Annotated in this window: 23 protein-coding genes and 1 pseudogene; 12 read left to right on the top strand and 12 right to left on the bottom strand. The window is 59.5% G+C overall.

Translation table 11 applies throughout. From position 1 onward, the window contains the following. Nucleotides 1–47 precede the first annotated feature (47 nt). From lpdA to UB90_RS14885, 4 genes are all read left to right on the top strand, one after another. On the top strand, nucleotides 48–1442 hold the full coding sequence (lpdA, locus tag UB90_RS14900; RefSeq protein WP_065323965.1) for a dihydrolipoyl dehydrogenase: 1395 nt from the start codon (nucleotides 48–50) through the stop codon (nucleotides 1440–1442). A gap of 155 nt (nucleotides 1443–1597) precedes the next feature. Then, nucleotides 1598–2782: an MFS transporter gene (locus UB90_RS14895; protein WP_065323966.1), complete on the top strand. Its 1185-nt coding sequence runs from the start codon at nucleotides 1598–1600 to the stop codon at nucleotides 2780–2782. 93 nt (nucleotides 2783–2875) lie between these two features. Further along, nucleotides 2876–5767, top strand: a complete 2892-nt coding sequence (gene uvrA, locus UB90_RS14890; RefSeq protein ID WP_065324104.1) for an excinuclease ABC subunit UvrA — start codon at nucleotides 2876–2878, stop codon at nucleotides 5765–5767. Nucleotides 5768–5919: 152 nt separating this feature from the next. Continuing rightward, complete coding sequence (locus UB90_RS14885; RefSeq protein ID WP_009178878.1) at nucleotides 5920–6639, top strand: head GIN domain-containing protein; 720 nt, start codon at nucleotides 5920–5922, stop codon at nucleotides 6637–6639. Here UB90_RS14885 and UB90_RS14880 read toward each other — a convergent pair. Further along, on the bottom strand, nucleotides 6623–7075 hold the full coding sequence (locus UB90_RS14880; RefSeq protein WP_065323967.1) for an excinuclease ABC subunit A: 453 nt from the start codon (nucleotides 7073–7075) through the stop codon (nucleotides 6623–6625). The two genes, UB90_RS14885 and UB90_RS14880, sit on opposite strands and share 17 nt — an antisense overlap. Before the next feature lie 112 nt (nucleotides 7076–7187). Here UB90_RS14880 and UB90_RS14875 point away from each other — a divergent pair, with 112 nt between their 5' ends. Beyond that, nucleotides 7188–7955: a helix-turn-helix domain-containing protein gene (locus UB90_RS14875; protein WP_065323968.1), complete on the top strand. Its 768-nt coding sequence runs from the start codon at nucleotides 7188–7190 to the stop codon at nucleotides 7953–7955. Here the strand turns inward: UB90_RS14875 and mmsB are convergent. Genes mmsB through UB90_RS14860 form a run of 3 tightly spaced genes read right to left on the bottom strand, consistent with a single transcriptional unit; the run spans nucleotide 7952 to nucleotide 11039 of the window. Next, the gene (gene mmsB / locus UB90_RS14870) at nucleotides 7952–8824 is read right to left on the bottom strand and encodes a 3-hydroxyisobutyrate dehydrogenase (RefSeq protein WP_065323969.1); all 873 of its coding nucleotides are present in this window, start codon (nucleotides 8822–8824) and stop codon (nucleotides 7952–7954) included. The two genes, UB90_RS14875 and mmsB, sit on opposite strands and share 4 nt — an antisense overlap. Nucleotides 8825–8828: 4 nt before the next feature. Beyond that, the gene (locus UB90_RS14865; protein ID WP_065323970.1) at nucleotides 8829–9869 is read right to left on the bottom strand and encodes an enoyl-CoA hydratase/isomerase family protein; all 1041 of its coding nucleotides are present in this window, start codon (nucleotides 9867–9869) and stop codon (nucleotides 8829–8831) included. A gap of 24 nt (nucleotides 9870–9893) precedes the next feature. Next, the gene (locus UB90_RS14860) at nucleotides 9894–11039 is read right to left on the bottom strand and encodes an acyl-CoA dehydrogenase family protein (RefSeq protein ID WP_005635344.1); all 1146 of its coding nucleotides are present in this window, start codon (nucleotides 11037–11039) and stop codon (nucleotides 9894–9896) included. A gap of 292 nt (nucleotides 11040–11331) precedes the next feature. On the opposite strand from UB90_RS14860, the gene UB90_RS14855 reads away from it, so the two are divergent. Further along, entirely contained in the window at nucleotides 11332–13182 is a 1851-nt protein-coding gene (locus UB90_RS14855; RefSeq protein WP_065324105.1) for an O-linked N-acetylglucosamine transferase, SPINDLY family protein, read from the top strand. Nucleotides 13183–13260: 78 nt separating this feature from the next. On the opposite strand, the gene UB90_RS14850 is transcribed toward UB90_RS14855, so the two are convergent. Further along, nucleotides 13261–13878: a L,D-transpeptidase gene (locus UB90_RS14850; protein WP_065323971.1), complete on the bottom strand. Its 618-nt coding sequence runs from the start codon at nucleotides 13876–13878 to the stop codon at nucleotides 13261–13263. 211 nt (nucleotides 13879–14089) lie between these two features. Next, nucleotides 14090–15589, bottom strand: coding sequence for a CoA-acylating methylmalonate-semialdehyde dehydrogenase (locus tag UB90_RS14845; protein ID WP_005635352.1), 1500 nt, complete (start codon nucleotides 15587–15589; stop codon nucleotides 14090–14092). Between the two features lie 155 nt (nucleotides 15590–15744). On the opposite strand from UB90_RS14845, the gene UB90_RS14840 reads away from it, so the two are divergent. The 3 genes from UB90_RS14840 (at nucleotide 15745) to coaD (ending at nucleotide 17757) form a co-directional block, all read left to right on the top strand. After that, nucleotides 15745–16641, top strand: a complete 897-nt coding sequence (locus UB90_RS14840; RefSeq protein ID WP_065323972.1) for a LysR family transcriptional regulator — start codon at nucleotides 15745–15747, stop codon at nucleotides 16639–16641. Between the two features lie 55 nt (nucleotides 16642–16696). After that, nucleotides 16697–17131 carry a CBS domain-containing protein gene (locus tag UB90_RS14835; protein WP_009178988.1) on the top strand — a complete coding sequence of 145 codons (435 nt, stop codon included), beginning with the start codon at nucleotides 16697–16699 and terminating at the stop codon, nucleotides 17129–17131. 128 nt (nucleotides 17132–17259) lie between these two features. Beyond that, nucleotides 17260–17757, top strand: a complete 498-nt coding sequence (gene coaD / locus UB90_RS14830; RefSeq protein ID WP_005635360.1) for a pantetheine-phosphate adenylyltransferase — start codon at nucleotides 17260–17262, stop codon at nucleotides 17755–17757. Nucleotides 17758–17826: 69 nt separating this feature from the next. Here coaD and UB90_RS22940 read toward each other — a convergent pair whose 3' ends face one another. Both UB90_RS22940 and gap read right to left on the bottom strand, forming a co-directional pair. Beyond that, entirely contained in the window at nucleotides 17827–17970 is a 144-nt protein-coding gene (locus UB90_RS22940; RefSeq protein WP_165610553.1) for a hypothetical protein, read from the bottom strand. Nucleotides 17971–18048: 78 nt separating this feature from the next. Then, on the bottom strand, nucleotides 18049–19050 hold the full coding sequence (gap, locus tag UB90_RS14825) for a type I glyceraldehyde-3-phosphate dehydrogenase (protein ID WP_065323973.1): 1002 nt from the start codon (nucleotides 19048–19050) through the stop codon (nucleotides 18049–18051). Between the two features lie 254 nt (nucleotides 19051–19304). Here gap and UB90_RS14820 point away from each other — a divergent pair, with 254 nt between their 5' ends. Then, nucleotides 19305–20255, top strand: a complete 951-nt coding sequence (locus UB90_RS14820) for a DUF808 domain-containing protein (RefSeq protein ID WP_065323974.1) — start codon at nucleotides 19305–19307, stop codon at nucleotides 20253–20255. A 121-nt stretch (nucleotides 20256–20376) separates the two neighbouring features. Here the strand turns inward: UB90_RS14820 and tkt are convergent, their stop codons facing one another. Beyond that, nucleotides 20377–22398: a transketolase gene (gene tkt, locus UB90_RS14815; protein ID WP_065323975.1), complete on the bottom strand. Its 2022-nt coding sequence runs from the start codon at nucleotides 22396–22398 to the stop codon at nucleotides 20377–20379. A 336-nt stretch (nucleotides 22399–22734) separates the two neighbouring features. On the opposite strand from tkt, the gene UB90_RS14810 reads away from it, so the two are divergent. Beyond that, on the top strand, nucleotides 22735–23622 hold the full coding sequence (locus UB90_RS14810) for a coiled-coil domain-containing protein (protein WP_065323976.1): 888 nt from the start codon (nucleotides 22735–22737) through the stop codon (nucleotides 23620–23622). Continuing rightward, nucleotides 23622–24032, top strand: a pseudogene (locus UB90_RS14805) (cell division protein ZapA); the annotation flags it as partial. The gene UB90_RS14810 and the pseudogene UB90_RS14805, both read left to right, overlap by 1 nt. A 185-nt stretch (nucleotides 24033–24217) precedes the next feature. Here UB90_RS14805 and grxD read toward each other — a convergent pair. The 3 genes from grxD to UB90_RS14790 all read right to left on the bottom strand — a co-directional run bounded on the left by grxD (nucleotide 24218) and on the right by UB90_RS14790 (nucleotide 25184). Continuing rightward, nucleotides 24218–24580 (bottom strand): Grx4 family monothiol glutaredoxin, encoded by a 363-nt coding sequence (gene grxD, locus UB90_RS14800; RefSeq protein WP_065321698.1) that lies wholly within the window; start codon nucleotides 24578–24580, stop codon nucleotides 24218–24220. Nucleotides 24581–24714: 134 nt separating this feature from the next. Then, entirely contained in the window at nucleotides 24715–24939 is a 225-nt protein-coding gene (locus tag UB90_RS14795) for a hypothetical protein (RefSeq protein ID WP_065323978.1), read from the bottom strand. An 8-nt stretch (nucleotides 24940–24947) separates the two neighbouring features. Continuing rightward, nucleotides 24948–25184 (bottom strand): BolA/IbaG family iron-sulfur metabolism protein, encoded by a 237-nt coding sequence (locus UB90_RS14790; protein ID WP_005612075.1) that lies wholly within the window; start codon nucleotides 25182–25184, stop codon nucleotides 24948–24950. Between the last annotated feature and the right edge of the window lie 165 nt (nucleotides 25185–25349).

Genomic DNA, 25349 nt, shown 5'->3' with positions numbered 1-25349 from the left:
AGTTTAACGGTAAACTAGTTTTGGATCTTTGTTCATGAGGGAACACAATGGCCGCAGCATCCTATGACGTGATCGTAATCGGCGCAGGCCCCGGTGGCTATGTCGCCGCAATCCGGGCCGCGCAGCTCGGTCTGAAGACCTGCGTGGTCGAGCGCGAACACCTGGGCGGCATCTGCCTGAACTGGGGCTGCATCCCCACCAAGGCGCTGTTGCGGTCGTCAGAGGTGTTCCACCTGATGGAGCGGGCCAAGGATTTTGGCCTCAAGGCCGACAACATTGGCTACGATCTGAACGCGGTGGTGAAACGCTCGCGCGGTGTGGCCAAGCAACTCTCGGCGGGCGTCAAAGGTCTGCTGAAAAAGCACAAGATCGACGTCGTCATGGGCGCGGCAACAATTCCTGCCAAGGGCAAGGTCTCGGTCAAAACCGACAAGGGCACCGAAGAGCTGACCGGCAAGAACATCATCGTCGCCACCGGCGCGCGGGCGCGCGAATTGCCGGGGCTGGAGGCCGATGGCGATCTGGTCTGGACCTATAAGCACGCGCTCGACCCCAAGCGGATGCCGAAAAAGCTGCTGGTCATCGGTTCCGGCGCGATCGGGATCGAATTTGCCAGCTTCTACAACACCTTGGGGTCGGACACGACCGTGGTCGAGGTGATGGATCGCGTCTTGCCGGTGGAGGATGAGGAAATCTCGAAATTCGCGAAGAAAGCGTTCGAGAAGCAAGGCATGAAGATCATGCAAAAGGCGATGGTCAAACAGCTTGATCGTGCCTCCGGCAAGGTCACCGCCCATATCGAGGTGGGCGGCAAGGTCGAGAAACACGAGTTTGACACGGTGATTTCTGCGGTCGGCATCGTCGGCAATACCGAGGGCCTCGGGCTGGAGGAACTCGGCGTCAAGATCGACCGCACTCATGTGATTACCGATGAATACTGCCGCACCGGTATCGACGGCGTCTATGCCATTGGCGATATCGCCGGCGCGCCTTGGCTCGCGCATAAGGCCTCTCATGAGGGCGTGATGGTGGCCGAGCTGATCGCCGGCAAGCACGCCCATCCGGTGAGACCTGAGAGCATCGCGGGCTGTACCTATTGTCATCCGCAGGTGGCCTCGGTCGGCTATACCGAAGCCAAGGCCAAGGAACTGGGCTACAAGGTCAAAGTGGGCCGTTTCCCCTTTATCGGCAACGGCAAGGCGATTGCCTTGGGCGAGGCCGAGGGCATGGTGAAGACCGTGTTTGACGAGAAAACCGGTGAGCTATTGGGCGCGCATATGGTGGGTGCCGAAGTCACCGAGCTGATCCAGGGCTATGTGGTCGGACGCCAGCTGGAAACCACCGAAGAAGACCTGATGAACACAGTTTTCCCGCATCCGACCCTGTCGGAGATGATGCATGAAAGCGTGCTGGATGCGTTTGACCGGGTGATCCACATCTGATCTGCACCTCGTAGATGAGTAATGAGAGGCCGGGTGGCAAGCCCGGCCTTTTTCATGCGCTTTGTGTGGGTACAAAATAGCTGTCCTGTTGTCTGGCGTCCCGGCGGGCGCAGGAATAGGGTGGCGGCTGATTTTAAGCGGGCGAGGGCGACGGGATGCTGCAGCAGGAGCGTGGGACGAATTGGGTCATGGTGCTGCTGATCTGGGCTGCGGGCCTGGGCGCTGCGGCGCAATACGGCAAGATCGCCGTGACCTTTGACCGGTTGCCTCAGCTTTACCCAAACGTCGGGGCTGCCATTGGCTGGGCCGTTTCTTCGGTCGGCGTGCTGGGGATCGTCTTTGGCGTGGTGGCAGGATTATTCGTGTCGGCGTTCGGTTATCGGCGTACGCTGGTCTGCGCGCTTTTGCTTGGATCGCTGATGTCGGTGCTTCAGGCGCTGCATCTGCCCTTTGGTCTGTTCCTGCTGACACGCATGGTCGAGGGGATTTCGCATCTGGGTGTGGTCGTCGCCGCGCCGACCTTGATGGCGATCCTGGCACATGGCCCTGCGCGCGGATTGGCGCTGACGATCTGGAGCACCTTTTTTGGTGTGACCTTTGCGATCCTCAGCTGGGCCGGGCGGCCCTTGGTCGATGCCTATGGCGTGCTGGCGCTGTTTGGGGTGCATGCGGCGATCATGGCGGTGCTGGCGGTGATCCTGCATCTGGCGTTGCGCGATGTGCCAGTGCCTGCGCGCACGCGCTATCCGGACCTCAGCGCCTTGCCCGCGCTGCACCTCAACATCTATCGCTCGCCCTATAAAACCGCACCTGCGGCGGGGTGGCTGTTTTACACCTGCTGTTTTGTGGCGGTGCTGACGGTGCTGCCGCCCTTTATCGACGAGAGCATCCGCCTGCATGTGATGGGCGCGATGCCGCTGGTCTCTATTGCGGTGTCGATGACAATCGGCGCATTGCTGCTGCGGCAGATACCCGGCGTGGCCGTGGTGCAGATGGGATTTCTGATCGGCGCGGCGGCGATGCTGTGGCTTTGGGCCATGCCGGGGCATTGGCTGGCCTGTATGGCGCTGGCGGCGGGGTTCGGGCTGGTGCAGGGCGCTAGCTTTGCCGCCGTGCCGCAGCTCAATGACATCGCCGCCGCGCAATCAGAGGCCAATGGCGCCATGGCGCAGGCGGGCAATCTGGGCAATGCCATCGGCACGCCGCTGTTTGTCGCGGTGATTGCATTTGGCGGCTATGGCGCGTTGATGCTGACGGTGGCGCTGCTACTTTTCTGTGGCGCGGTGGTGCATCAAAGCCTCGCTTCTCAGCGCCGCCGCTGGGCCGCTGACAGTTTCTGACAGCACAGCGCGCGTCGTTCCCTGTTTGTTCCGCATTTTCTCTTGGAGACTCGGGGCAGCTCACCTATGTGTATTGCAAAGTTTGGGGGCGATATGGCTGAGTTGAAGAATATCGAGGTGCGCGGCGCGCGCGAGCACAATCTCAAGAACATCGACGTGGACATACCGCGCGATGAGCTGGTGGTGATTACCGGCCTGTCGGGATCGGGCAAATCGAGCCTTGCGTTTGACACCATCTATGCCGAGGGGCAGCGCCGCTACGTTGAATCCCTCAGCGCTTATGCGCGCCAGTTCCTCGATATGATGGAAAAGCCGGATGTGGATCATATTTCGGGTCTGAGCCCTGCGATCTCCATCGAGCAGAAGACGACATCGAAAAACCCGCGCTCCACCGTCGGCACCGTCACCGAGATTTACGACTATCTGCGACTGCTGTTTGCCCGCGCGGGCACGCCCTACAGCCCCGCCACCGGCCAGCCCATCGAGGCGCAGCAGGTGCAGGATATGGTCGACCGGATCATGACGCTGGAGGAAGGCACGCGCGGCTATCTGCTGGCGCCCATTGTGAGGGATCGCAAGGGCGAGTACAAAAAAGAGATGCTGGAACTGAGGAAGCAGGGGTTCCAGCGCGTCAAGGTGGATGGGGAGTTCCACGACCTTGATACGCCGCCCACGCTCGACAAGAAGTTCCGCCATGACATCGACGTGGTGGTCGACCGTCTGGTGGTCAAAGAAGGCATCGAGACCCGGCTGGCGGACAGCTTGCGCACCGCGCTGGATCTGGCCGACGGGATTGCCATTCTGGAGACCGCCCCGCGTGAGGGCGACCCGGAGCGGATTACCTTTTCCGAGAATTTCGCCTGTCCCGTCAGTGGCTTCACCATCCCCGAGATCGAACCACGGCTGTTCTCCTTTAACGCGCCCTTTGGAGCCTGTCCCCATTGTGACGGGCTTGGCGTGGAGCTGTTCTTTGACGAACGCCTCGTGGTGCCGGATCAGAGCCTCAAGGTCTATGACGGGGCGCTGGCACCGTGGCGCAAGGGCAAATCGCCCTATTTCCTGCAGACCATCGAGGCCATCGCCAACCACTATGAGTTCGACAAGAACACGCCGTGGAAGGATCTGCCCGCGCATGTGAAACAGGTGTTCCTGCATGGCTCCGGTGATGAGGAAATCGCCTTTCGCTATGACGAGGGCGGCCGTGTCTACAATGTGACCCGCGTCTTTGAGGGCGTGATCCCCAATATGGAACGCCGCTACCGCGAGACGGATTCCAATTGGGTGCGCGAGGAGTTTGAGCGGTACCAGAACAACCGTGATTGCGGCCATTGCGGCGGTTATCGTCTGCGCGAAGAGGCGCTGGCGGTGAAAATCGGCCCGGCGGGAGGCCCCGCCGAGCATCGTCTGCATGTGGGGCAGGTGGTGGAGAAATCCATCCGCGAGGCGCTCGCGTGGATCGAAGAGGTGCCGTGCCACCTCACCGCGCAGAAACAAGAAATCGCCCGCGCCATCGTTAAGGAAATCCGCGAGCGTCTTGGCTTCCTCAACAATGTCGGGCTGGAGTATCTGACCCTCTCGCGCAACGCGGGCACGCTCTCAGGCGGGGAAAGCCAGCGCATTCGTCTGGCGAGCCAGATCGGCTCTGGTCTCACAGGGGTGCTATATGTGCTGGACGAGCCGTCCATCGGTCTGCACCAGCGTGACAATGACCGGCTGATCACCACGCTCAAGAACCTGCGCGATCAGGGCAATACGGTGATCGTGGTGGAACATGACGAGGATATGATCCGTCAGGCCGATTACGTCTTTGACATCGGTCCCGGTGCCGGGGTGCATGGTGGCCAGGTCGTCAGCCACGGCACGCCCGCCGCCGTTGAGGGCGATGCGGGTTCGGTAACCGGGCAGTATCTGGCCGGAACGCGTGAAATTGCAGTGCCTGCCACACGTCGTAAAGGCAACAAGAAGAAGATCAAAGTGGTCAAGGCCACCGGCAACAACCTGAAAAACGTCACCGCCGAATTCCCGCTGGGGAAATTTGTCTGCGTCACCGGCGTGTCGGGCGGTGGCAAATCGACCCTGACCATCGAGACGCTGTTCAAGACCGCCTCCATGCGCCTCAACGGTGCGCGCCAGACGCCTGCGCCTTGCGAGACCATCAAGGGGCTGGAGCATCTGGACAAGGTGATCGACATCGACCAGCGCCCGATTGGGCGTACGCCACGCTCGAACCCGGCGACCTATACCGGGGCCTTCACGCCGATCCGTGACTGGTTTGCCGGTCTGCCCGAAGCCAAGGCGCGCGGGTATAAACCGGGGCGGTTCTCTTTCAACGTCAAGGGCGGGCGCTGCGAGGCCTGTCAGGGTGACGGGGTGCTGAAGGTCGAGATGCATTTCCTGCCCGACGTCTATGTCACCTGTGAGACCTGTCAGGGCGCGCGCTACAACCGTGAAACGCTGGAGATCAAGTTCAAGGGCAAGAGCATTGCCGATGTGCTGGATATGACGGTGGAAGACGCGCAGGAGTTCTTTGCCGCCGTGCCCTCGATCCGCGACAAGATGGACGCGCTGATGCGGGTGGGTCTTGGCTATATCAAGGTGGGCCAGCAGGCCACGACGCTCTCGGGCGGTGAGGCGCAGCGGGTGAAGCTGTCCAAGGAACTGGCGAAGCGCTCCACTGGTCGGACGCTCTATATTCTCGATGAGCCCACCACGGGTCTGCATTTCGAGGATGTGCGCAAACTGTTGGAAGTGCTGCATGAATTGGTGGAGCAGGGCAACTCGGTTGTGGTGATCGAACATAACCTCGATGTCATCAAGACCGCCGACTGGCTGATCGATATTGGTCCCGAAGGCGGTGATGGCGGCGGTGAGATCGTGGCATCGGGCACCCCAGAGCAAGTGGCTGAGGAGCCGCGCAGCCATACGGGCCATTATCTGAAACCGATGCTGGCGGCCAAGGCGCGCAAGAAAGTCGCGGCCGAGTAAGGGCCAAAGGGCGAGGGGCGCTGCCCCTCGCGCTCCCCGGGATATTTACCGTTAGAAGAGGGACGGGGCGTGAGAGATTTATCCCGCATCTCTTGAATAGCTGTGATCCGCACCTCAATTAAGTAAAGCGTTTTAACATTGAGGGTATTGTCATGGGAGTGCGAGCGATCTCTGCACGGGGCTTGGGTCTTGCTGCTGTCATTCTTGCTGCTGGAACTGCAGCGCGGGCGGAGGTGACCGAGTTTGAATTCACGGATTTTGACAGGATTGTCCTTTCGGAGGCGATTGAGCTTACGGTGACCACCGGTGCGGAGGCCTATGCTGTGCGCGGTGAGGCCGGGGGGCTATCCGGGACGGCGCGCCTGCAGGTGAAGCAGGAGGGGGACACGCTGAAGATTGAGCGCACCGAGCGCTGGTCGCCGATGATGGGGCTATTGGACGGGCAACTGCGGGTCTATGTCGATCTGCCCGAGCTGAAGGAATTAACCGTGGACTCGGCGGCGCTGGCGCGCGTGTCGGGCAAGGCCGCGCAGACGGTGGTGTTCAACGTGGACAGCGGCGGCCAGCTTGAGGCGTCGCAGCTGGACAGTGAGTTGGTGCGCGTTCACGCGAGCTCCGGTGGGGATCTGGAGATCTCTGGTCGCTGCAGCACATTGGACGTGACCGCAAGCAGCGGTGCGGATGTGGATCTGGAGGATCTGCGCTGTCAAGACGTGCGCGTTGTGGCCTCTAGCGGGGCGGATGTGGATGTCACCGCCACCACCCGCCTGCAGGGCGATGCCAGTAGCGGGGGTGATATTTCCGTCGAGGGGCAGCCGGCACAGCGTGAGGTGCGCAGTTCCAGCGGCGGCAATATCAGCTTTGACGACTAAACTGTGCCTCTGAAGGCGATGCAGGGGCGCTGAGCAGCAGTGGCAGCATGAACATCGCCAGAAAGACGGTGTTCATCACCACATTGAACCCGGCGCCAGAGAGCATGGAGCCAAGGCTGTCGGGGAGATACCATGCCAAAAGCGCTGGGATCAGAACCCGCCGCGCGAGGGTTGGGTTTTGTAAAAAGAGCCTTGTGGTGATCTGCCAGATCAGCACGCCCAACCCGCACAGCAGCCCACCGGAAATCGCCATCATCAACTGCGCGACCTCGTGATCCATGTCTTGGGTGTGATCCAGCGGCAAGAACGCGAGATCGACGAATACCAGCCCCGCGGGCTTGAGCGGGCTATGCGGCGCCAGCATGAGCATCAGGCCAAAGAGCACTGTGCCCGCAGAGGTCAGGCGCAGTAGTTGCGCGGCGCGTTTAGGTGACATCGCTATTTCCCTTTTGATGCGTCATTGCGCCAAGCATTCTGGAAATGAGGGAGGTGTTTCAATTACCTCTGAGGTAACTGTATGCCCATTAGGGAAGAACACCGAGGTGAGCATGGGTGATTTTGGAACGCAGCTGAAGGACTGGCGACAGCTGCGCCGGATGAGTCAGCTGGATCTGGCGCTTACGGCGGAAGTTTCGGCGCGACATGTCTCGTTTCTGGAAACCGGACGGGCGAATCCCAGCCGCGAGATGGTTCTGCGTCTTAGCCGGGAATTGCAGTTGCCGCAGGCGGAGGTCAACGCTCTGTTGGCGGCGGCGGGCTATGCGCCTATCTATGGTGCGCGGGATTTAGGCGATGCGCAGATGGCCCCAGTGCGGGCGGCGGTGGAGTGGATGCTGGAGCGCCACGCGCCCTATCCGGCGATAGCCTTGGACCGCCATTGGCGACTGCAACGTGTGAACGCACCGGCACAGAGGCTTATGTCGCCTGTGGGACTGGATGTCGGTGACAGTCTGTTGGACGCGATGCTTTCGAATGACCGGCTGCGCGAAAATATCGTCAACCTTGAGGAGGTGGAGCGGCTGATCTTGCAGCGGTTGCGCAGTGAGCTTGTGCATTTTGGCCGAGACAGCGTGATCGAGGATCATGTGGCGCGGCTGAAATCCCGGGTGTCGACGGATGCGGTGCTTTCGATGCAACCGCTGCCCGCGATGATCCCGACCCGCTATCGGATTGCGGGGCAGGTGCTGTCGTTTTTCTCGGCGATGTCGCAGTTCGGTACGGTCGAGGATATCGCCCTGTCGGAACTGCGGATCGAGTGCATGTTTCCGGCGGATGAGGCCACACGGGTGGCGCTCATCCAGTTGAGTGCGTCCTAGCCGCGACCGCGCTTTTCAAACCGGGGCAGCATAGCGGAGAAATCCTTGCCCTTGCCATCCTCGTTGTCGACGAACTGGGTATAGAGGGCTTCGGCCAGTTGCCCCATCGGCGTATCGGCATCGGCGCTGCCTGCGGCCTGTTGCGACAGGCGCAGGTCCTTCAGCATCAGATCGGCGGCAAACCCCGGCTGATAGCCATTGTCCGCAGGCGACTGCGGGCCTACGCCGGGGGCCGGGCAATAGGCGTTCATCGACCAGCTGTAGCCCGATGAGGTCGAGACCACATCGAACATTTTCTGGCGGTCGAGACCCAGTTTGTCGGCCAGCGCAAAGGCCTCGCAGGTGGCAATCATGGTGACGCCGAGGATCATGTTGTTACAGATCTTGGCGGCCTGACCGGCCCCGGCATCGCCGCAATGCACGGCCTTTTGGCCCATGATATCAAAGAGTGGCGCAGCCTTGGCGAAGGCCTCCGCAGAGCCACCCGCCATAAAGGTCAATGTCCCGCCAGCAGCACCACCGATACCGCCGGAGACCGGTGCATCAACCGCGAGCAGACCAGCTGCCGCCGCCTGATCTGCCACAGCGCGCGCGCTGTCCACATCCACGGTGGAGCAATCGACAAAGGCTGCGCCCGCACCCATGGCAGGGATAATCTCGGAGGCCACATGGCGCAGGATGTCGCCATTGGGCAGCATGGTGATGACCACATCGGCACCCGTTGCGGCCGCGGCAGCACTTTCGGCCATGGCAACGCCTTCGATCGCGACATCTGCCATATCAAAGCCGGTCACGTCATGGCCTGCCTTGGCGAGGTTTGCCGCCATCGGGCCGCCCATGTTGCCAAGTCCGATAAATCCGATTTTCATGTGTTTAGTCCTCTTCAAAACTCAGAGCATTCGGCCCGAGCGGCTGGAGCATCTGGCTCACGGCCACTGCTGGCACTGTGCCATCGGTGTATTGCCACTTGGGCGATTTGTCCTTGTCGATGATCAGCGCCCGTACCCCTTCGAGAAGGTCGCCTTTCTCCATCGCACGATAGGTGAAACGATACTCCAGATCCAAGGCGCTGCGCATGGTTGTGGTGGAGGACCGCAGGCGGTGGATCATTTCGACCGTCGTCGCCACAGAGAGCGGCGAGCCGCGCAACAGCACCTTGAGGCATTCCGCAGCAAATGCGTCATCGCGTGTTTTGAGCGTGGTCAGGATATCGGCTGAGGTCTCGCCCGCAAAAGTCGCGTCGATGTCGTCCTGCATGGCTTTCAGCGCGCTTTCGGGTGCTTTCTGTGCGGCGGTCTCAAGGACGGCGACATCGCCCGTTTCCGCAAGGGCTGAGATCAGCGAGGTCCAGCGATCTTCGGGGATGTAGTAATCTGCAAAGCCCGCATAGACCGCATCGCCCGCCGTCATCCGATGGCCGGTGGTGCCGAGGTATTCGCCCAACCGCCCCGGTGCCAGCGACAGCAAAAGTGAGCCGCCCACGTCAGGCACAAGGCCAATGCCGCATTCCGGCATCGATAGCTTGGAGCTGTCGCCAACGATACGGTGGGTGCCGTGACACCCGATGCCGACGCCGCCTCCCATGGTAAAGCCCTGAAGGAAGCTCACCACTGGTTTGGGATACTCAAAGATCCGCGCATTCATGCGGTATTCGTCCCGCCAGAACTTGCGGCCATAGTCGAAATCGCCCTTGGTGCCGGTCTCGTAGAGTTCGGCAATATCGCCGCCTGCGCAGAATGCTTTGTCACCAGCCGCGTCAAACACCACCAGCGCCACGGTGTCGTCCTTGGCCCAGTCCTTGAGTGCGGCGTCAATCGCAAGGCACATGTCATATGACAGCGCATTCAGGGCTTTTTCGCGGGTCAGCGTGATCCGCCCCGCGCGGCCTTCGATACGGATGTGGATGTCGCTCATCGCGCCTGTCCTCCCCTGAAAATCTTAGTGGTTTTCCGCCAGCATATGACGGGCGACGATCACGCGCATGATCTCATTGGTGCCCTCAAGGATCTGGTGCACGCGCAGGTCGCGGACCAGTTTCTCGATGCCGTAATCCGCGAGATAGCCGTATCCACCGTGCAATTGCAGACATTGATCCACCACTTTGGAGCCCGTCTCGGTGACGAATTTCTTGGCCATGGCGCAGAATTTTGACGCATCGGGTTCGCCCTGATCGAGCTTCCATGCCGCCTGACGCAGGAAAGTGCGCGCGGCCTGAAGTTCGATCTCCATATCCGCGAGGCGAAATTGCAGCCCCTGGAACTGGTCGATGGATTTCCCAAACGCCTTGCGCTCGGACATATATTGCAACGTGGCGCTGAGGCCGGCTTGTGCGGCGCCGAGCGAGCAGGCCGCGATATTCAGGCGTCCGCCATCCAGACCCTTCATGGCGTATTTGAAACCATGGCCCTCTTCGCCCACAAGATTGCCTGCAGGAACGCGGCAGTCGTCGAATTGGACCTGTGCGGTGGGTTGGCTCTTCCAGCCCATCTTGTCCTCAAGCCCGCCAAAGGACAGACCCGGCGTGCCATCCTCCACATAGACGGTAGAGATGCCTTTGGGGCCATCTTCGCCCGTGCGCACCATGCAGACATAGGCATCGGAATAGCCGCCGCCGGAGATGAAAGCCTTGGTGCCATTCAGCACATAGCCCTCGTTGTCGCGGGCGGCGCGGGTCTTGAGCGAGGCCGCATCGGAACCGGAACCGGGTTCCGTCAGGCAGTAGCTCAACACCGTATTGAGGCTCATCACGTCGGGCATGACGCGCGCCTTCAACTCGTCGCTGGCGAACATATCCAGCATCTTGGCGCACATGTTGTGGATCGACAGAAACGCCGCCACTGACGGGCAGGCCATCGACAGCGCCTCAAACACCAAGGTTGCATCAAGGCGCGACAGACCAGAACCGCCGGTCTCTTCGCTCACATAAAGGGAGCCAAAGCCCAATTCGCCGACCTTGGGCCACAGATCCTTTGGGATGGTGCCCTCAGATTCCCACTGGCGGGCAAACGGCGCGATGTTTTCCTGCCCAAAGCCATAAGCCATATCGAAAATGGCCGTCTGCTCTTCTGTCATTGCGAAGTCCATGGGCTCTCCTCCCCGTTTCATGTGCGGCCGCAGTGCGGGCCACAAGAATTGAACAACTGTTTATTTATTACGCGGCTCGGGGCAGCACTTCAATATGCGGAACTGCAAGATGATCCTGCATGGTTGCGGCAATCCGTGCAAATTACAGGGGATCGGTCACAATTTTTCCACGAATTCATACGGGATTTGAGGGAAATTTTAAGACCTCTGCGCCACTACTTTGGACCAAACGCACTACTGTTTCAGCAGGGAGCAGGTGCAAATTCACAGTCTGAGAAGGAGCGTGATCCTCGTGTCGCAGCCCAATCAAACCAGCAAACTCGCCGTGATGCAGAATGCAAAACCGCAGTTTCCAGAGTTCGAAAAATTTGCCGAGTCCATCAAGTCGCAGGAGCGCGCGAAATTCGCCTATGAGATGAAGCACGGGCTGCGCAACAATCGCGCAAAGGACGAAAAACCAAAGGACACCGCGCAAAAACTCCTGAAAAAGGCGCGGGCGCTGATCCTGAAGCATGAGAACAAGCAGGCAGAAACGGTACTGCGGCAGGCCATCTCGCTGGAGCCTAAAGACGCCAGCATGCATGCGCTATTGGGCGAGGTTCTGATGAAGGACAGTGCCCGGCTGATGGACGCGCTGTCGTGCCTGATGCAAGCGGTCAAGCTGGAGCCGACATTTGGCGGCCATTACGCCTTGATCGGAACGCTCTTGATGCGGTTGCAGAAATTCGAGGAAGCGATCGATTATTTTGAAATCGCGGTGAAGTTTGACCCTAAAAACTACATCGCGCTTTCTCGCATGATGCACATCAAGGCGCATCGCGCGCGCTGGGACGGGTTTGAAAAGATCCCGACCTACCTCAAGCAATTCAATAATACGCGCGTTCTGTCGGACCCCTTTGCATTCCTGTCCCTGTGCGATGACGGGGAATTCCAGAAACAGCGCTCCCTCTCTCAGGTGCGGGCAAAGCTGACCAATCCGGTCAAAGCGCCGATTTATACTGGTGGTCGCCCTGCAGGGAAGAAACTGCGGATTGGGTATTTTTCCAACGACTATTACAACCACGCGACCATGCATCTGATGGGTGGTTTGTTGGAGAACCACGACCGCGACAGGTTTGAGCTGTATCTTTATGACTACGGCTCCAAAATGCGCGACCACGAACACCACCGCGCCCGTCAGAGCGCAGACGTGTTCCATGATATTCGCCATATGACCACAGCGCAGATTGTGGATCTGGCGACCCGTGACGGTCTGGATATCGCGGTTGATCTGAAAGGTTTCACCGAGGGCGGGCGGCTTGACATGTTCAACAGTCGCGTGGCGCCGGTGCAGGTGGCCTATCTGGGCTATCCCGGCACCTCGGGCCTGAAATCAATGGACTATATGGTGGCGGACCGGATCACGATCCCGTCCCATCTGCGCAAGCATTACACCGAAAACATCCTTTATATGCCGAACTGTTATCAGCCCAACGATGAGAGCCGCTACATCGCGCAGATGGATGACAGCCGCGAGAGCCATGACCTGCCGGAAGAGAGCTTTGTGTTCTCCACCTTCAATAACCCCTATAAGGTGACCCCGCGCGAGTTCGACATCTGGATGAACCTCCTCAAGGAGGTGCCGGACAGCGTGCTTTGGTACTATGTCTCCAATGCGGATATCATCGACAGGCTGCGCAAGGAGGCAGAGGCGCGCGGCGTTGATGGTGCGCGGATCATTCCGACCGGACGGATGCAGCCAGAGTATCACCTTGCACGTCTGAAACATGCGGATCTGTTTCTGGATACCTTCAACGTCAACGCCCACACCACCGCAAGCGATGCGCTTTGGGCGGGCCTGCCGCTGGTCACCAAAACCGGTGAGCAATTTGCGGCGCGGGTTGCAGGCAGCATTCTGACAGCTGCCGGGCTAGAGGATCTGGTGACTACGACCGAGAAAAAATATCATGATGTGGCGCTGCGGATCGCGCAGGATCCGGACTATCTGGCAGATATCCGCATGCGTCTGGCCGCGTCTCACACCAACTCACCTCTGTTTGATACCCAAGGCTATACCCGCGACTTTGAAAGGCTGATGGAGCGGGCGTTCCAGAACTATCTGGATGGCAATGCACCGCGTAGCATGGGGATTTCGGCAGCCTGAGTTCAGGCGCTGTTGTCAATAAAAAAGCCGCGTCTCATAAAGAGGCGCGGCTGTCAGTCGCTTCAGCAACACGCTCGCTCAGAGCAGGCGAACCTGCGTGCCGATTTTCACCATCGGATAAAGCTTCTCGACGTGTTGGTTATAAAGTCCGATGCATCCGGAGGAGCTTTGACGGCCGATTTTGCGGGTGTCATGCGTGCCATGCACAAGGTAGGCGGGCCAATCCAGATAAAGCGCGCGGGTTCCAAGCGGGTTGTTAGGCACACCCCCTTCGATGCGCTGCGGCAGTGTGGGATCGCGCTCGCGCATATTGGCGGTGGGCGTCCAACTGGGGTTTTCCCGCTTGCGCACGATTTTGGAATAGCCGCGACGGGTCAGCTCTTCGCTCATCGGCACTGAGGACGGGAACAGCACATAAGTTTCGCCATCGCCCCCCCAATAATGTAATGCGCGGCTTTCGATATCCGCCAGCAGACAGCCAACGCCCAGCGTTTCAAAGTGATCCTGCCAGCGCTGTTGCTGGAAAGAGGACACGTTCCGCTTCACGGGAACTTGGTCGTGAATCGCCTCGACGGTGGTGGGAAACGCGTCGGTGGACTGCGCGCGCAGCAAGCTCGGGGTTGCCAGCGTCGCTGCGGCGCCTGTCATCAATGCGCGTCGTGAAAGGGTAAAACGGGATTTGGTGAAGTCGGACATTGGCCCATCCTCATTCGGTTTAATTGCTCGATCTCTTTGCGAGACCATATGAGAGCGGGCGTGCCAACGCCAGTGGCCTGCCGCCAGACCTCGGGTGACATTTGCGTGAGCCGCGCGAGAGCAGCGAAACTGGCAAAAATCAGCCGAGGGACAAAACGAGAAAGGCCGCCCGACGATGCCGGGCGGCCTGAACTAAATCCGTGAGTGGTGATTAGTCCATGGCTTTGAAGTTGAACTCGCCGCCTTCTTTGATGCCGGAGAACCAGCGCTGGGTGACGGTCTTGGTGCGGGTGTAGAACCGGAAGGCATCGGGGCCATACTGGTTCAGGTCACCAAAGGCCGATTTCTTCCAGCCGCCGAAGGTGTGGTAGCTGAGCGGCACCGGGATCGGGAAGTTGATGCCGACCATGCCCACGTTGACGCGGTTGGCAAAGTCACGCGCGGTGTCACCATCTGCGGTGTAGATCGCGGTGCCGTTGCCGTAGGCGTTGTCCTTCACGAGGTTCAGCGCGTCCTCGTAGTTGTCCATGCGAACAGTCGACAGAACCGGTCCAAAGACTTCTTCTTTGTAGATGTCCATCTCGGCGGTGACGTTGTCAAACAGGGTCGGGCCAACGAAGTAACCGTTCTCATAGCCCTGAAGCGTCAGGCCACGGCCATCGGTCAGCAGCTTTGCGCCTTGCTCGACACCGCTGTCGATCAGACCTTCGATGCGGGCTTTTGCCTGCGCGGTGATCACGGGACCGTAGTCGATGTCCTCACCGGCGGTGTAGGGGCCGACCTTGAGCTTCTCGATGCGGGGCAGCAGACGCTCGATAAGGCCATCGGCGGTTTCTTTGCCGACCGGAACCGCAACGGAGATCGCCATGCAGCGTTCGCCTGCTGCGCCAAACCCGGCACCGACCAGAGCGTCCGCAGCCTTGTCGAGATCCGCGTCGGGCATGATCAGCATGTGGTTCTTGGCACCGCCAAAGCACTGCGCGCGCTTGCCGTTGGTTGCGGCGCGGCCATAGATATACTGTGCGATCGGGGTGGAGCCCACAAAGCCGACGGCCTGAATGGTCTCATTGTCGAGGATCGCGTCAACAGCTTCTTTGTCGCCGTTCACAACCTGCAGCACACCATCGGGCAGACCGGCTTCTTTCAGAAGCTCCGCCAGATACAGCGAGGTGGAGGGCACGCGCTCGGAGGGTTTCAGGATCATGGCGTTGCCGCAAGACAGGGCAGGGGCCATTTTCCACAGCGGGATCATTGCCGGGAAGTTGAACGGCGTGATGCCCGCAACCACACCCAGAGGCTGACGCATGGAATAAAGGTCGATGCCCGGTCCGCCGCTGTCGGTGAATTCCCCTTTCAGGAGGCTCGGCGTGCCCATGCAGACCTCAACCACCTCAAGGCCACGCTGCACATCGCCGCGTGCGTCGGGCAGGGTCTTGCCGTGTTCACGGGCAACCAGTTCTGCGAGCGTGTCCATGTGTTCGTTGATGAGCTGGCCGAACTTCATCATCACGCGGGCGCGTTTTTGAGGGTTGGTGGCGGCCCAGCCGACCTGTGCCTCGGCAGCTTTGGCGATCACCGCGTCCATTTCGGCTTTGGTTGCGAGCGGCACCTTGGCCTGCACTTCACCGGTGGCGGGGTTCAGAACATCAGCAAAACGGCCGGAGGTTCCGGCAACTTTCTCGCCATTCACGTAGTGGGTCAGTTCCTGCATGTGCAGTCCTCCTCTGATCTCGAGTCCCGCGTATCCTAGGATTGCAAAAACGAACGTAAAAGAGGAAAGGCTTCAAATAGGTTTTGCATTAACGCAAATGGTTAATGTAGGTTTACCCAGAGCAGAATGCGCAAAAGACTGGAGGATCCCGTCAGATGGAACCCCAATGGGACGATATGAAGGTGTTTTTGGCGGTTGCGCGAGAGAGCAGCCTCTCTGGTGCGGGGCGGGTCCTGAAGATGGACCCGGCCACGGTAGGCCGCCGGGTGGCGCGTTTCGAGGCGGCCCTGAAAACATCGCTGTTTGTAAAATCGCCGCAGGGCTATGCGTTGAGCGCCGCCGGAGACAGGCTTTTGGGTCATGCCGAAGCGGCAGAGCTTGCGATGCGCGCAGGCGAAGAGGCGCTCACCGGTCCCAGCGATACATTATCAGGACAGATCCGTATCGGCGCGCCGGATGGTTGCGCAAATTACATCCTGCCGCAGGTCTGTGCGGCGATCTCCAAAGACAACCCGGATCTGGACATTCAGGTGGTGGCCCTGCCACGGGTCATCAACCTGTCACGGCGCGAGGCCGATATGGCAGTGACCGTCAGCGCTCCCACCGCCGGCAAGCTGTTGGTGCAGAAGATCACCGACTATCATCTGCATCTGGCCGCATCGCGCTACTATCTGCGCGACCACCATCCGATTGAAAAACTGGAACATCTGCGGGATCACCGGATGATCGGCTACATCCCCGATATGATCTTTGATCGCGAGTTGGATTACCTCAATGACCTTGGGGTGGAGCGGGTCTCGCTGGCGTCGAACTCCGTTTCGGTGCAGATCAAGATGCTGGCCGAGGGGAGTGCTGTCGGCGTGGTACATGATTTTTCCCTGCCCAGCCACCGCTCCTTGCGTAAGGTTTTGAAGGATGAATTCAGCCTCACGCGCAGTTTTTACCTCGTGCGTCACCAGGGCGATCAGCGCAGCGACCGGCTCAACCGCTTTGCGGAAGCGCTGTCATCTGGCATTCGCGCGGAGGTTGAAAGATTGGAGAGCTTGACTTGATGCGATCTTGCGGCAAACCTTGAGGGAGTGAAAGAAAATTTCAAGGGTGCGCAAAATGCTCGTAAAGTCGATTCTGAAGTCCAAGGAAATCTCCGAGGTTGTCACGATCAGACCTGACGCCACAATGGAGGCGGCGGCGCAACTTCTGTCGGAGCATGGCATCGGTACGGTTGTGGTTTCAGCGGATAACTCAACACCGCTGGGTATTCTGTCGGAACGGGACATCGTCCGCAAACTGGCCAAGGTTGGCTCGGTCTGTCTCGGTCACAAGGTCGAAGACTATATGACCCGTGACGTGGTGACCTGCACCCAAGACAGCGTCGCAGAAGAGGCCTTGGCCACGATGACCGAAGGCCGGTTTCGTCACATGCCTGTTGTCGAGGACGGGGCGCTGGTCGGGATCATCTCATTGGGCGATGTGGTCAAAGCGCAGCTCAACGAGGTGGCGATGGAGAAAACTGCGCTCGAAGGCATGATTATGGGTCACTGACCTGCGGGTCTGGGGCGTTGCGCTGCGGCGAATGTGTGATCATTGAAGATTCAGTATTCTCACGCACTTGCATTGCGCGGCGCAACATGATTGCGTGCCCAAAAATGTGACGCAGGCAGGAGGGGCCCATGCGCATTGGCTTGTATCCCGGAACCTTTGACCCAATCACGCTGGGTCATATCGATATCATCCGCCGGGCGGCCATGCTGGTGGACCGGCTGGTGATCGGCGTGGCGATCAACCGCGACAAGGGGCCGTTGTTCGATCTCGAAGAACGCGTCGCCATGATCGAGGCGGAATGTGCCAAGCTCACCGAGCAAACCGGCACCGAGATTATCGCCCATCCGTTCGAGAACCTGCTGATTGACTGTGCCCGCGATGTGGGCGCGCAGGTGATCGTGCGCGGGTTGCGCGCGGTGGCGGATTTTGAGTATGAATTCCAGATGGTCGGTATGAACCGCGCCTTGGATGACAGTATTGAGACGGTGTTCCTGATGGCTGAAGCACGGCATCAGGCCATTGCGAGCAAACTGGTGAAAGAGATTGCGCGTCTGGATGGCGACGTCAGCAAATTTGTCACCCCGCTGGTGCGCGACAGGCTGATGGAACGACTGGGCGGTCGCTGACATCACGCAAAGTTCTGAAAATAAATAAACCCGGCCTGCAAAGCGGTGCCGGGTTATTTGTTTGCGGCTTTAGCGCCAGAAGGCCAGCCATTCGATCAGTTCAAACAGTTTCTTGCTAAGAAACAGCACATGCCCGGTGCCAAAAAAGAGCACATCCACCGCCAATGCGGTGAGCAGAAACAAGCCAAAGGCGACGGCAATGGTATTGGTCATGGGAACTGCTCGATAAAACACGCCCGGTCAGCTATGCCTGACCGGGCGCAAAATCTCAAGCCTCACAAGGAAGAGGGGTTAGTTCAGACGGCCCATGGCGGTGGCAACATCAGCCATCCGCACGGAGAAGCCCCACTCGTTGTCGTACCACGCCAGCACCCGCACCATGCGACCGTCAACGACGCGGGTCTGATCGGGCGCAAAAATCGAGCTTTCTTCGGTGTGGTTGAAATCGGTCGACACCAGCGGCGCGGGCTCATAGCCCAGAACGCGCGACATGTGCCCCTTGGAGGCCTCTTCCACCGCAGCGTTCACCTCTTCGGCGCTCACGTCGCGACCGGCGCGGAAGGTGAGATCCACGGCAGAGACATTCGGTGTGGGCACGCGGATCGCGGAGCCATCCAGACGGCCCTTGAGGTTGGGCAGCACTTCGCCCAGGGCCTTGGCGGCACCGGTGGAGGTCGGGATCATCGACATCGCGGCAGCGCGGGCGCGATAGAGATCATCGTGACGCCGATCCAGCGTCGGCTGGTCGCCGGTATAGGCGTGGATGGTTGTCATGATGCCATGTTCGATGCCAAAAGCCTCATCCAGCACTTTGGCCAGCGGTGCGAGGCAGTTGGTGGTGCAGGACCCGTTGGAGACCATCTTGTCGGTGGCCAGCAGATCCTCGTCATTGACGCCGTAAACCACCGTGCGGTCGACGTTTTTGCCCGGTGCGGACAGCAGCACCTTGCCAGCGCCGCGCTCCAGGTGCTTTTTCGCCTTTAGACCGTCGTTGAACTTGCCGGTGCATTCCAGCACCACGTCGCAGCCTTCCCAGTCCAGCGTGTCCATGTCGTAGGTGGAATAAACCTGCATGTCGCCACGACCGAGGTTCAGGCGCCCTTCGCTGAAATCGACCTGACCGGGAAAGCGGCCATGTACGCTGTCATATTTGATGAGATGCGCGGCGGTCTCGATCGGGCCGGTGGCATTGACCTTGATCACCTCAATATCGTTGCGAAAGCTGCCGGCGATATGGGCGAGGGTGCAGCGGCCGATACGTCCGAAGCCGTTGATTCCAACTTTGATGGTCATCTCTGTCGTCTCCACGAAAAGGCTGTCTTAGGGGCAGCCTATAGCGGGCATTAACCTCGGGAAAAAGAAGAAATTAGAGTAAACACAGACTGTTAGCGCAAAACCTTGATGGTTGCGTTAACACTCGCATGCGCGTTTGCGGTAACTGTGGGTAGCCATCTCAGTGCAGATGCTGCGCCGCCGCATGCTTGAATGATTCCCCACCCGCAGGCTACACATGCGTGAATGAATGCCAATGCGCAAAGAGGTGAGTTATGAGCGGTCTTCTGGCCTTGTTAGACGATGTAGCGGGAATTGCCAAAGTCGCTGCCGCCTCGGTGGATGATGTGGCGACGCAATCGATGAAGGCAGGATCCAAGGCGGCGGGGATCGTGATCGACGATGCCGCTGTCACGCCAAAATATGTGACCGGTTTTCAGCCTGCACGAGAGCTGCCGATGATCTGGCGCATCGCGCGCGGCTCCTTCATCAACAAACTGGTGTTCCTGCTGCCCGTCGCACTCTTGATGTCGCAGTTCGCGCCTTGGCTGATCCCGCCCTTGCTGATCCTCGGTGGTTGTTACCTGTGTTTTGAGGGTGCCGAAAAGATCGTGCATGTGCTGATGCCCCATGACGATCAGTCCGGCGGGCCAGATGGCAGCCATGCTGTGGGCGATCCAACCCAGCTTGAGGAACAAAAGGTCAAGGGCGCGATCAAGACCGATTTCATTCTCTCGGCCGAGATCATGACAATTTCACTGTCCACAATCGAGAGCGATGTGTTGTGGATTCAGGCGGCCACACTGGCCGTGGTGGGCATCATGATCACCATCGTGGTCTATGGTGTCGTCGCCATCATCGTAAAAATGGATGATGTGGGCCTCTGGCTCACAGAGGTGGGGCGCACCAGCGCCACCCGTGCGCTTGGCCGTGGTATTGTGGCTTTCATGCCGTGGTTCCTGAAACTCCTGTCTATTGTCGGCACCGCCGCCATGCTCTGGGTTGGGGGCTCGATCATTGTGCATTCCGTGGCGCAGATGGGATGGTACTGGCCCGAGGAGACCATCTACGCCTTCGCCAAGAGCATCGCCCAAGGCGACGGTCTGGTGGAATGGCTGGTCAAAGCGGTGGTTGACGGTATCTTGGGTTTTGTCGTGGGGCTAATCCTGATCCCCATCGCCACCAAGCTGATCGCACCGCTCTTTGGCGCAAAAGCTGCGCATTAAACCAATCCTAAAACGATAAAAGGGCGCCCCAGTTCGGAGCGCCCTTTCATCTTCTAACTCAAAATATCCCGGGCGAGACCCGAAAGGGTCGGGGGCAGCGCCCCCAAACCCCATGTGCCATTTAGCCCAACAGCTCTTTGACCTTGGCAACGGTGCCCTCGGCGGTGATGCCGAATTTCTCGAACAGCTCGCCCGCCGGGGCAGAGGCGCCAAAGCCCTGCATGCCGACGAAGCCCGCTTTTTTCTCCTGACCACGTTCGCCCAGCAGCAAACGATCCCAGCCGCCATCGCGTACGGCGGCCTCGATGGCCACGCGCACCGGACCTGCGGGCAGAACCTTGCGGCGGTAGCTCTCGTCCTGTGCGTGGAACAGTTCCATACACGGCACAGAGACAACACGGGTGCCGATGCCCTGACCTTCGAGGATGTCTTTTGCGGCCATCGCGGTGGAGACCTCAGACCCGGATGCCATCAGGATCACCTGGCGCTTGCTTTCGGCCTCGGCCAGCACATAGGCGCCTTTCTCGGTGAGGTTCGACAGCTTGTGCTCGGTGCGCACGGTGGGCAGACCCTGTCGGGTCAGGGCGATCACCGACGGGGTCTCTTTTGAAGTCAGCGCGATTTCCCAGGCTTCGGCGGTTTCCACCGCATCGGCCGGGCGGAACGTATAGGTGTTCGGGGTCGCACGGCAAATTGCCAGATGCTCGACCGGCTGGTGGGTCGGGCCATCTTCGCCCACACCGATGGAGTCATGGGTCATGACAAACACGGTGGGGATCTTCGACAGGGCGGCCAGACGCATCGCCGGACGCGCATAATCGGTAAAGCAGAAGAAGGTGCCGCCATAGGGGCGGATGCCACCATGCAGCGCCATACCGTTCATCGCCGCCGCCATACCATGCTCGCGGATGCCCCAGTAGACATAGCGGCCCTTGCGATTATCCGTGTCAAACACGCCCAGATCACCGGTCTTGGTGTTGTTGGAACCGGTGAGGTCCGCAGAGCCACCAATGGTTTCCGGCATGATCGGGTTGATGACTTCCAGCGCCATTTCCGACGCCTTGCGGGTGGCGACCTTGGGCTGGGACTCGGAAATCTGTTTTTTCAGCGCCTTGATGGTGGCGGAGAGCTTTTTCGGGGCCTCCAGCGCAAAGGCGCGGTTGAACCGGTCCTGTTTTTGCGATGAGAGTTCCGCAAAACGGCCTTCCCATTCGGCCCGCGCCGCTGCGCCGCGCTTGCCGATCTCTTCCCACTGGGATTTGATCTCGGCGGGAACATCATAGGCACCACCGGTCCAGCCATAGGCGTCTTTGGCAGCTTTCAGCTGATCGGCGTCGGTCAAGGCGCCGTGCCCTTTAGAGGTATCCTGCGCCGCGTGACCCAGAGCGATATGGGTTTTGCAGGCGATCATCGACGGTTTCTTGGTCTTCTTCGCGGCCTCAATGGCAGCGTCGATCTCGGCCGGGTTGTGGCCGTCGATTTCCTGCACATGCCAACCAGACGCCTTGAAACGCTGTACCTGATTGGTGCGGTCAGACAGATCAACGGTGCCGTCGATGGTGATGTTGTTGTTGTCCCAGAACACCACCAGTTTGCCCAGTTGGTGCCGCCCGGCAAGGCCTATGGCCTCCTGGCTGATGCCCTCCATCAGGCAGCCATCACCCGCGATCACGTAAGTGTAGTGATCGACGACCTTTTTGCCGTAGTGGGCGCGCAGGCTTTCTTCGGCCATGGCAAAACCCACGGCATTGGAAATCCCCTGACCCAGCGGGCCGGTGGTGACTTCTACTGCGTCCAGAAGGAAGTTTTCCGGGTGGCCCGCCGTGAGCGCGCCGGACTGGCGGAAGTTCTTGATCTGATCCAGCGTTACCTGCGCATCGCCCATGAGATACAAAAGCGAATAGATCAGCATGGAGCCGTGGCCCGCCGACAGGATGAAGCGATCACGGTCGGCCCATTTGGGGGCAGTGATGTCGAATTTCATGTGCTTTTCAAACAGCACGGTCGCAACATCAGCCATGCCAATCGGCATGCCGGAATGGCCGGAGTTTGCACCCGCAACCGCATCCAGCGTGAGAGCACGGATAGCGGCGGCTTTGTTCCAATGATCGGGGTTTTCAGAGCGCAGGGCTGTCAGATCCACTGAACTGTTCCTCTTTGGGTTCGCAGGGGTTTGCCGCTGGATAGCAGTCTTAAAGCAAAGATCAAGCTTTCCGGGCTTGTTTTGCAGGGTTTCGCAGGAAGCTGCCCGTAACTAGACTGCGCAAGTGCTTGAAAGCAATGGGGGGGTGTTTTACCCCATCATACGATAAGCTGAGCGAAGCTGATTGCTGCCGGGTTGATTCGTGTCCGTTTACCGTGTGCCGGAACCGATGACCCAACAGGACGCATCGCGAAACGGCGAAAGATCGGCTCAGGGCGTGCTGGACGGAAACAGGCTCCGTTCACAGTTCTGAGGAGACGAGGTGAAGAGGAACGCATGGAGCAGTTAGAAGAATTACAGGGCCGCATCCAGACCGCGCTGCACCGTATATATGGCGGCGTCGCAGCGTTGGAGCAAAAGCATGCCAACAGGCCAGTGCCGACGCTGGAAGAGTTGGACATGCAAAAGCATGCGGAGCTCTTGGCGGATCTCGATGATGAGAAAATGGCCAATGCGCAGCTCGAAGAGCGGCTGAAACTGCTGCATGGTCGGCTGGAAGACATGGAAAAGAAGGTCGCCGCCGTGGACGGTGCCAACGATCTGATTGCCATGCAGGCCGAGCTTGAGCTGCTGCGCAACGAGGCCGGAAATTCGGTCGAGGCTGAGGCGCTCAAGGCCGAAGTGACCCGTCTGAAACAAGATCTGGAAGCCGCACGCAATCAGGCCGCAAGTGAGCGTGAAAAGCTCGAGGATGACCTGAGCGAAGCCACGGCCCAGAATGAACAATTGCAAGCTCAGCTTGCCGCGCAGCCTGCTGCGGAGGGCGGGACTGAGGCCGGTGATACAGCCGAGTTGGAAACCCTGCGCCGCGAAGTGGAAGAGCTACGCGCCCGCGCTGAGGCTGCCGAGGCAGCGCCTGCCACAGCCGAGCTGGCCGATGAGGGTGTCAGCGAAGAACTGGACCTGCGCCTGAGCGAATTGGACGGGGAGTTGCAGACCCTGCGCGCCAGCAACGATCAACTGCGCCAATCCAATGCGGCCCTGCGTGCGGCAAATGCCGAAGGGGTCGCGGACCCCGCGCTGATAAACTCTGGCCTCGAAGCCGAGGTGGAGGGGCTGAAAGCCGCGCGCGCCACCGATCAGGCCGAGGTCAACGCGGTGCTGGCACGCCTTGAGCCGCTTCTTGCCACTGCCCCCAATCTGCCAGAAGGAGAAGAAGCCTGATGCCGGAAGTGACAATTCACATCGGAGGCCGCGATTTTGTGGTGTCCTGTCAGGAAGGCGAACAGAGCTTTCTGGAGATGGCGGCAGGGATGCTCGACGATGAGGCGCAGGTGCTGTCGGACCAGATCGGGCGCATGCCCGAGGCGCGCATGCTCTTGATGGCTGGCCTCATGCTTGCGGATAAAACCGCGGCGGTCGAGGACCGGATCAAGGAAGTCGAAGCCAAGATCGCAGAAAAAGACGCCCTCATCGCAGAGCGTGAGGCCGAGCTTGAAGAGCTGCGCAATGCGCCGCCACCGCCTGCCGAACAGGTTGAGGTTCCCGTGGTGCCGCCGCAGGTTGCCGAAACATTGGCGGAGCTGGCAGCACGCGCCGAGGCGCTGGCCGGTGAAATCGAAGAGAAAGCCGCACCCGACGATGATGACGACGAGGAAGAGGTGGATGCTGGCGTGACGGATGACGCACCTGCTTCCGACCCGATCAGCGAAGACGAAGTTTCCGAGCAGGTCTGATCTGAAGAAAGATCGCTGCACACGATAAAAAGCCCGCTAAACCGAGAGGTTAGCGGGCTTTTTTATTCTGCGTGGGCAATAGGTCAGGCGTTGGCTTCGCGGATCTTGTCTGCGGCATCCTTGTCAAAGCTGATGCCGTTTTGCTCAAACATACCGTCGAGTTCGCCAGACAGGGTCATCTCGGTGATGATGTCGCATCCGCCGACAAACTCGCCCTTGATGTAGAGTTGCGGGATGGTCGGCCAGTCGGAATACTCCTTGATGCCCTGACGGATGTCCTCATCCGCAAGCACGTTGACGTCAGTGTAATCGACGCCGATGTAGTTGAGCACGCCCGCCACGCGCGAGGAAAACCCGCACTGCGGCATTTCCTTGGTGCCTTTCATATAAAGCACAACATCATTGGCTTTGACGGTTTCATCGATGCGGGTCTTCGCGTCGGTCATGGTTTTGGTCCTTTCGGTCTGGCCCTTGGTTCATAGAGCCGCGGAAAACTGTGGTTTTGGGTCCGAGCAACGAGGTTGCAGCGCTCGGTATCATTGCGGTTTCAGATCAGCGTAGTTGAATGTCTGTTTCCGATCTAACGCCATGGTTTTGTAAAGAAATCTCCGGTATGACGGCGCTGCGCGCGCTCCAGCATATCCTGCATGCGCTCTTCTTTTTCATGCTGCATCTCTTGTTCCTCGGGCGTCAACGGCGGCATCTGGCGCTGTCTGAGCTTCTCGCGAATATGGAGAATATCTGAGAAGAGGACGACCGCGACAAAGATCGCAATCGCGCCGCCTATGATCCAGATTGCCTCCATACTGGATGCTACTCCGGCGCTTTGGTGGTCAGGGCGAGGGCGTGGAGTTCACCGCTGGGGCCATCCATCTTGCCCTTGAGCGCGGCATAAACGGCGCGTTGCTGCTGCACGCGGTTCTTGCCGCGAAAGCTCTCGTCGATGACCATGGCGGACATGTGAACGCCATCACTGCCGCCCACCTCGATTTGCGCATCCGGGAAGGTCTCGCGCAGGAGGGCTTCGATTTCATGGGCCTGCATTGGCATGGGGCGCATCCTTGCTGTGGTGTTCTTTTGCCAAAATGTAGGGCTGCAATGCGGGGGACGCAAGCAACTCTACCGTGATTGTAAGGTCTGTTTTGTCGCGACCGATGTGAAACGGGACGGGGGCGCTCCCGCCTGCTTATGGACTGGCCCCCAAGGGGCCCGCCC

It is taken from the genome of Tritonibacter mobilis (assembly GCF_001681715.1).
Lineage (GTDB): Bacteria > Pseudomonadota > Alphaproteobacteria > Rhodobacterales > Rhodobacteraceae > Epibacterium > Epibacterium mobile.
Note: the sequence above shows the minus strand (reverse complement) of the source record. Positions and strands in the feature narration are given on the sequence as shown.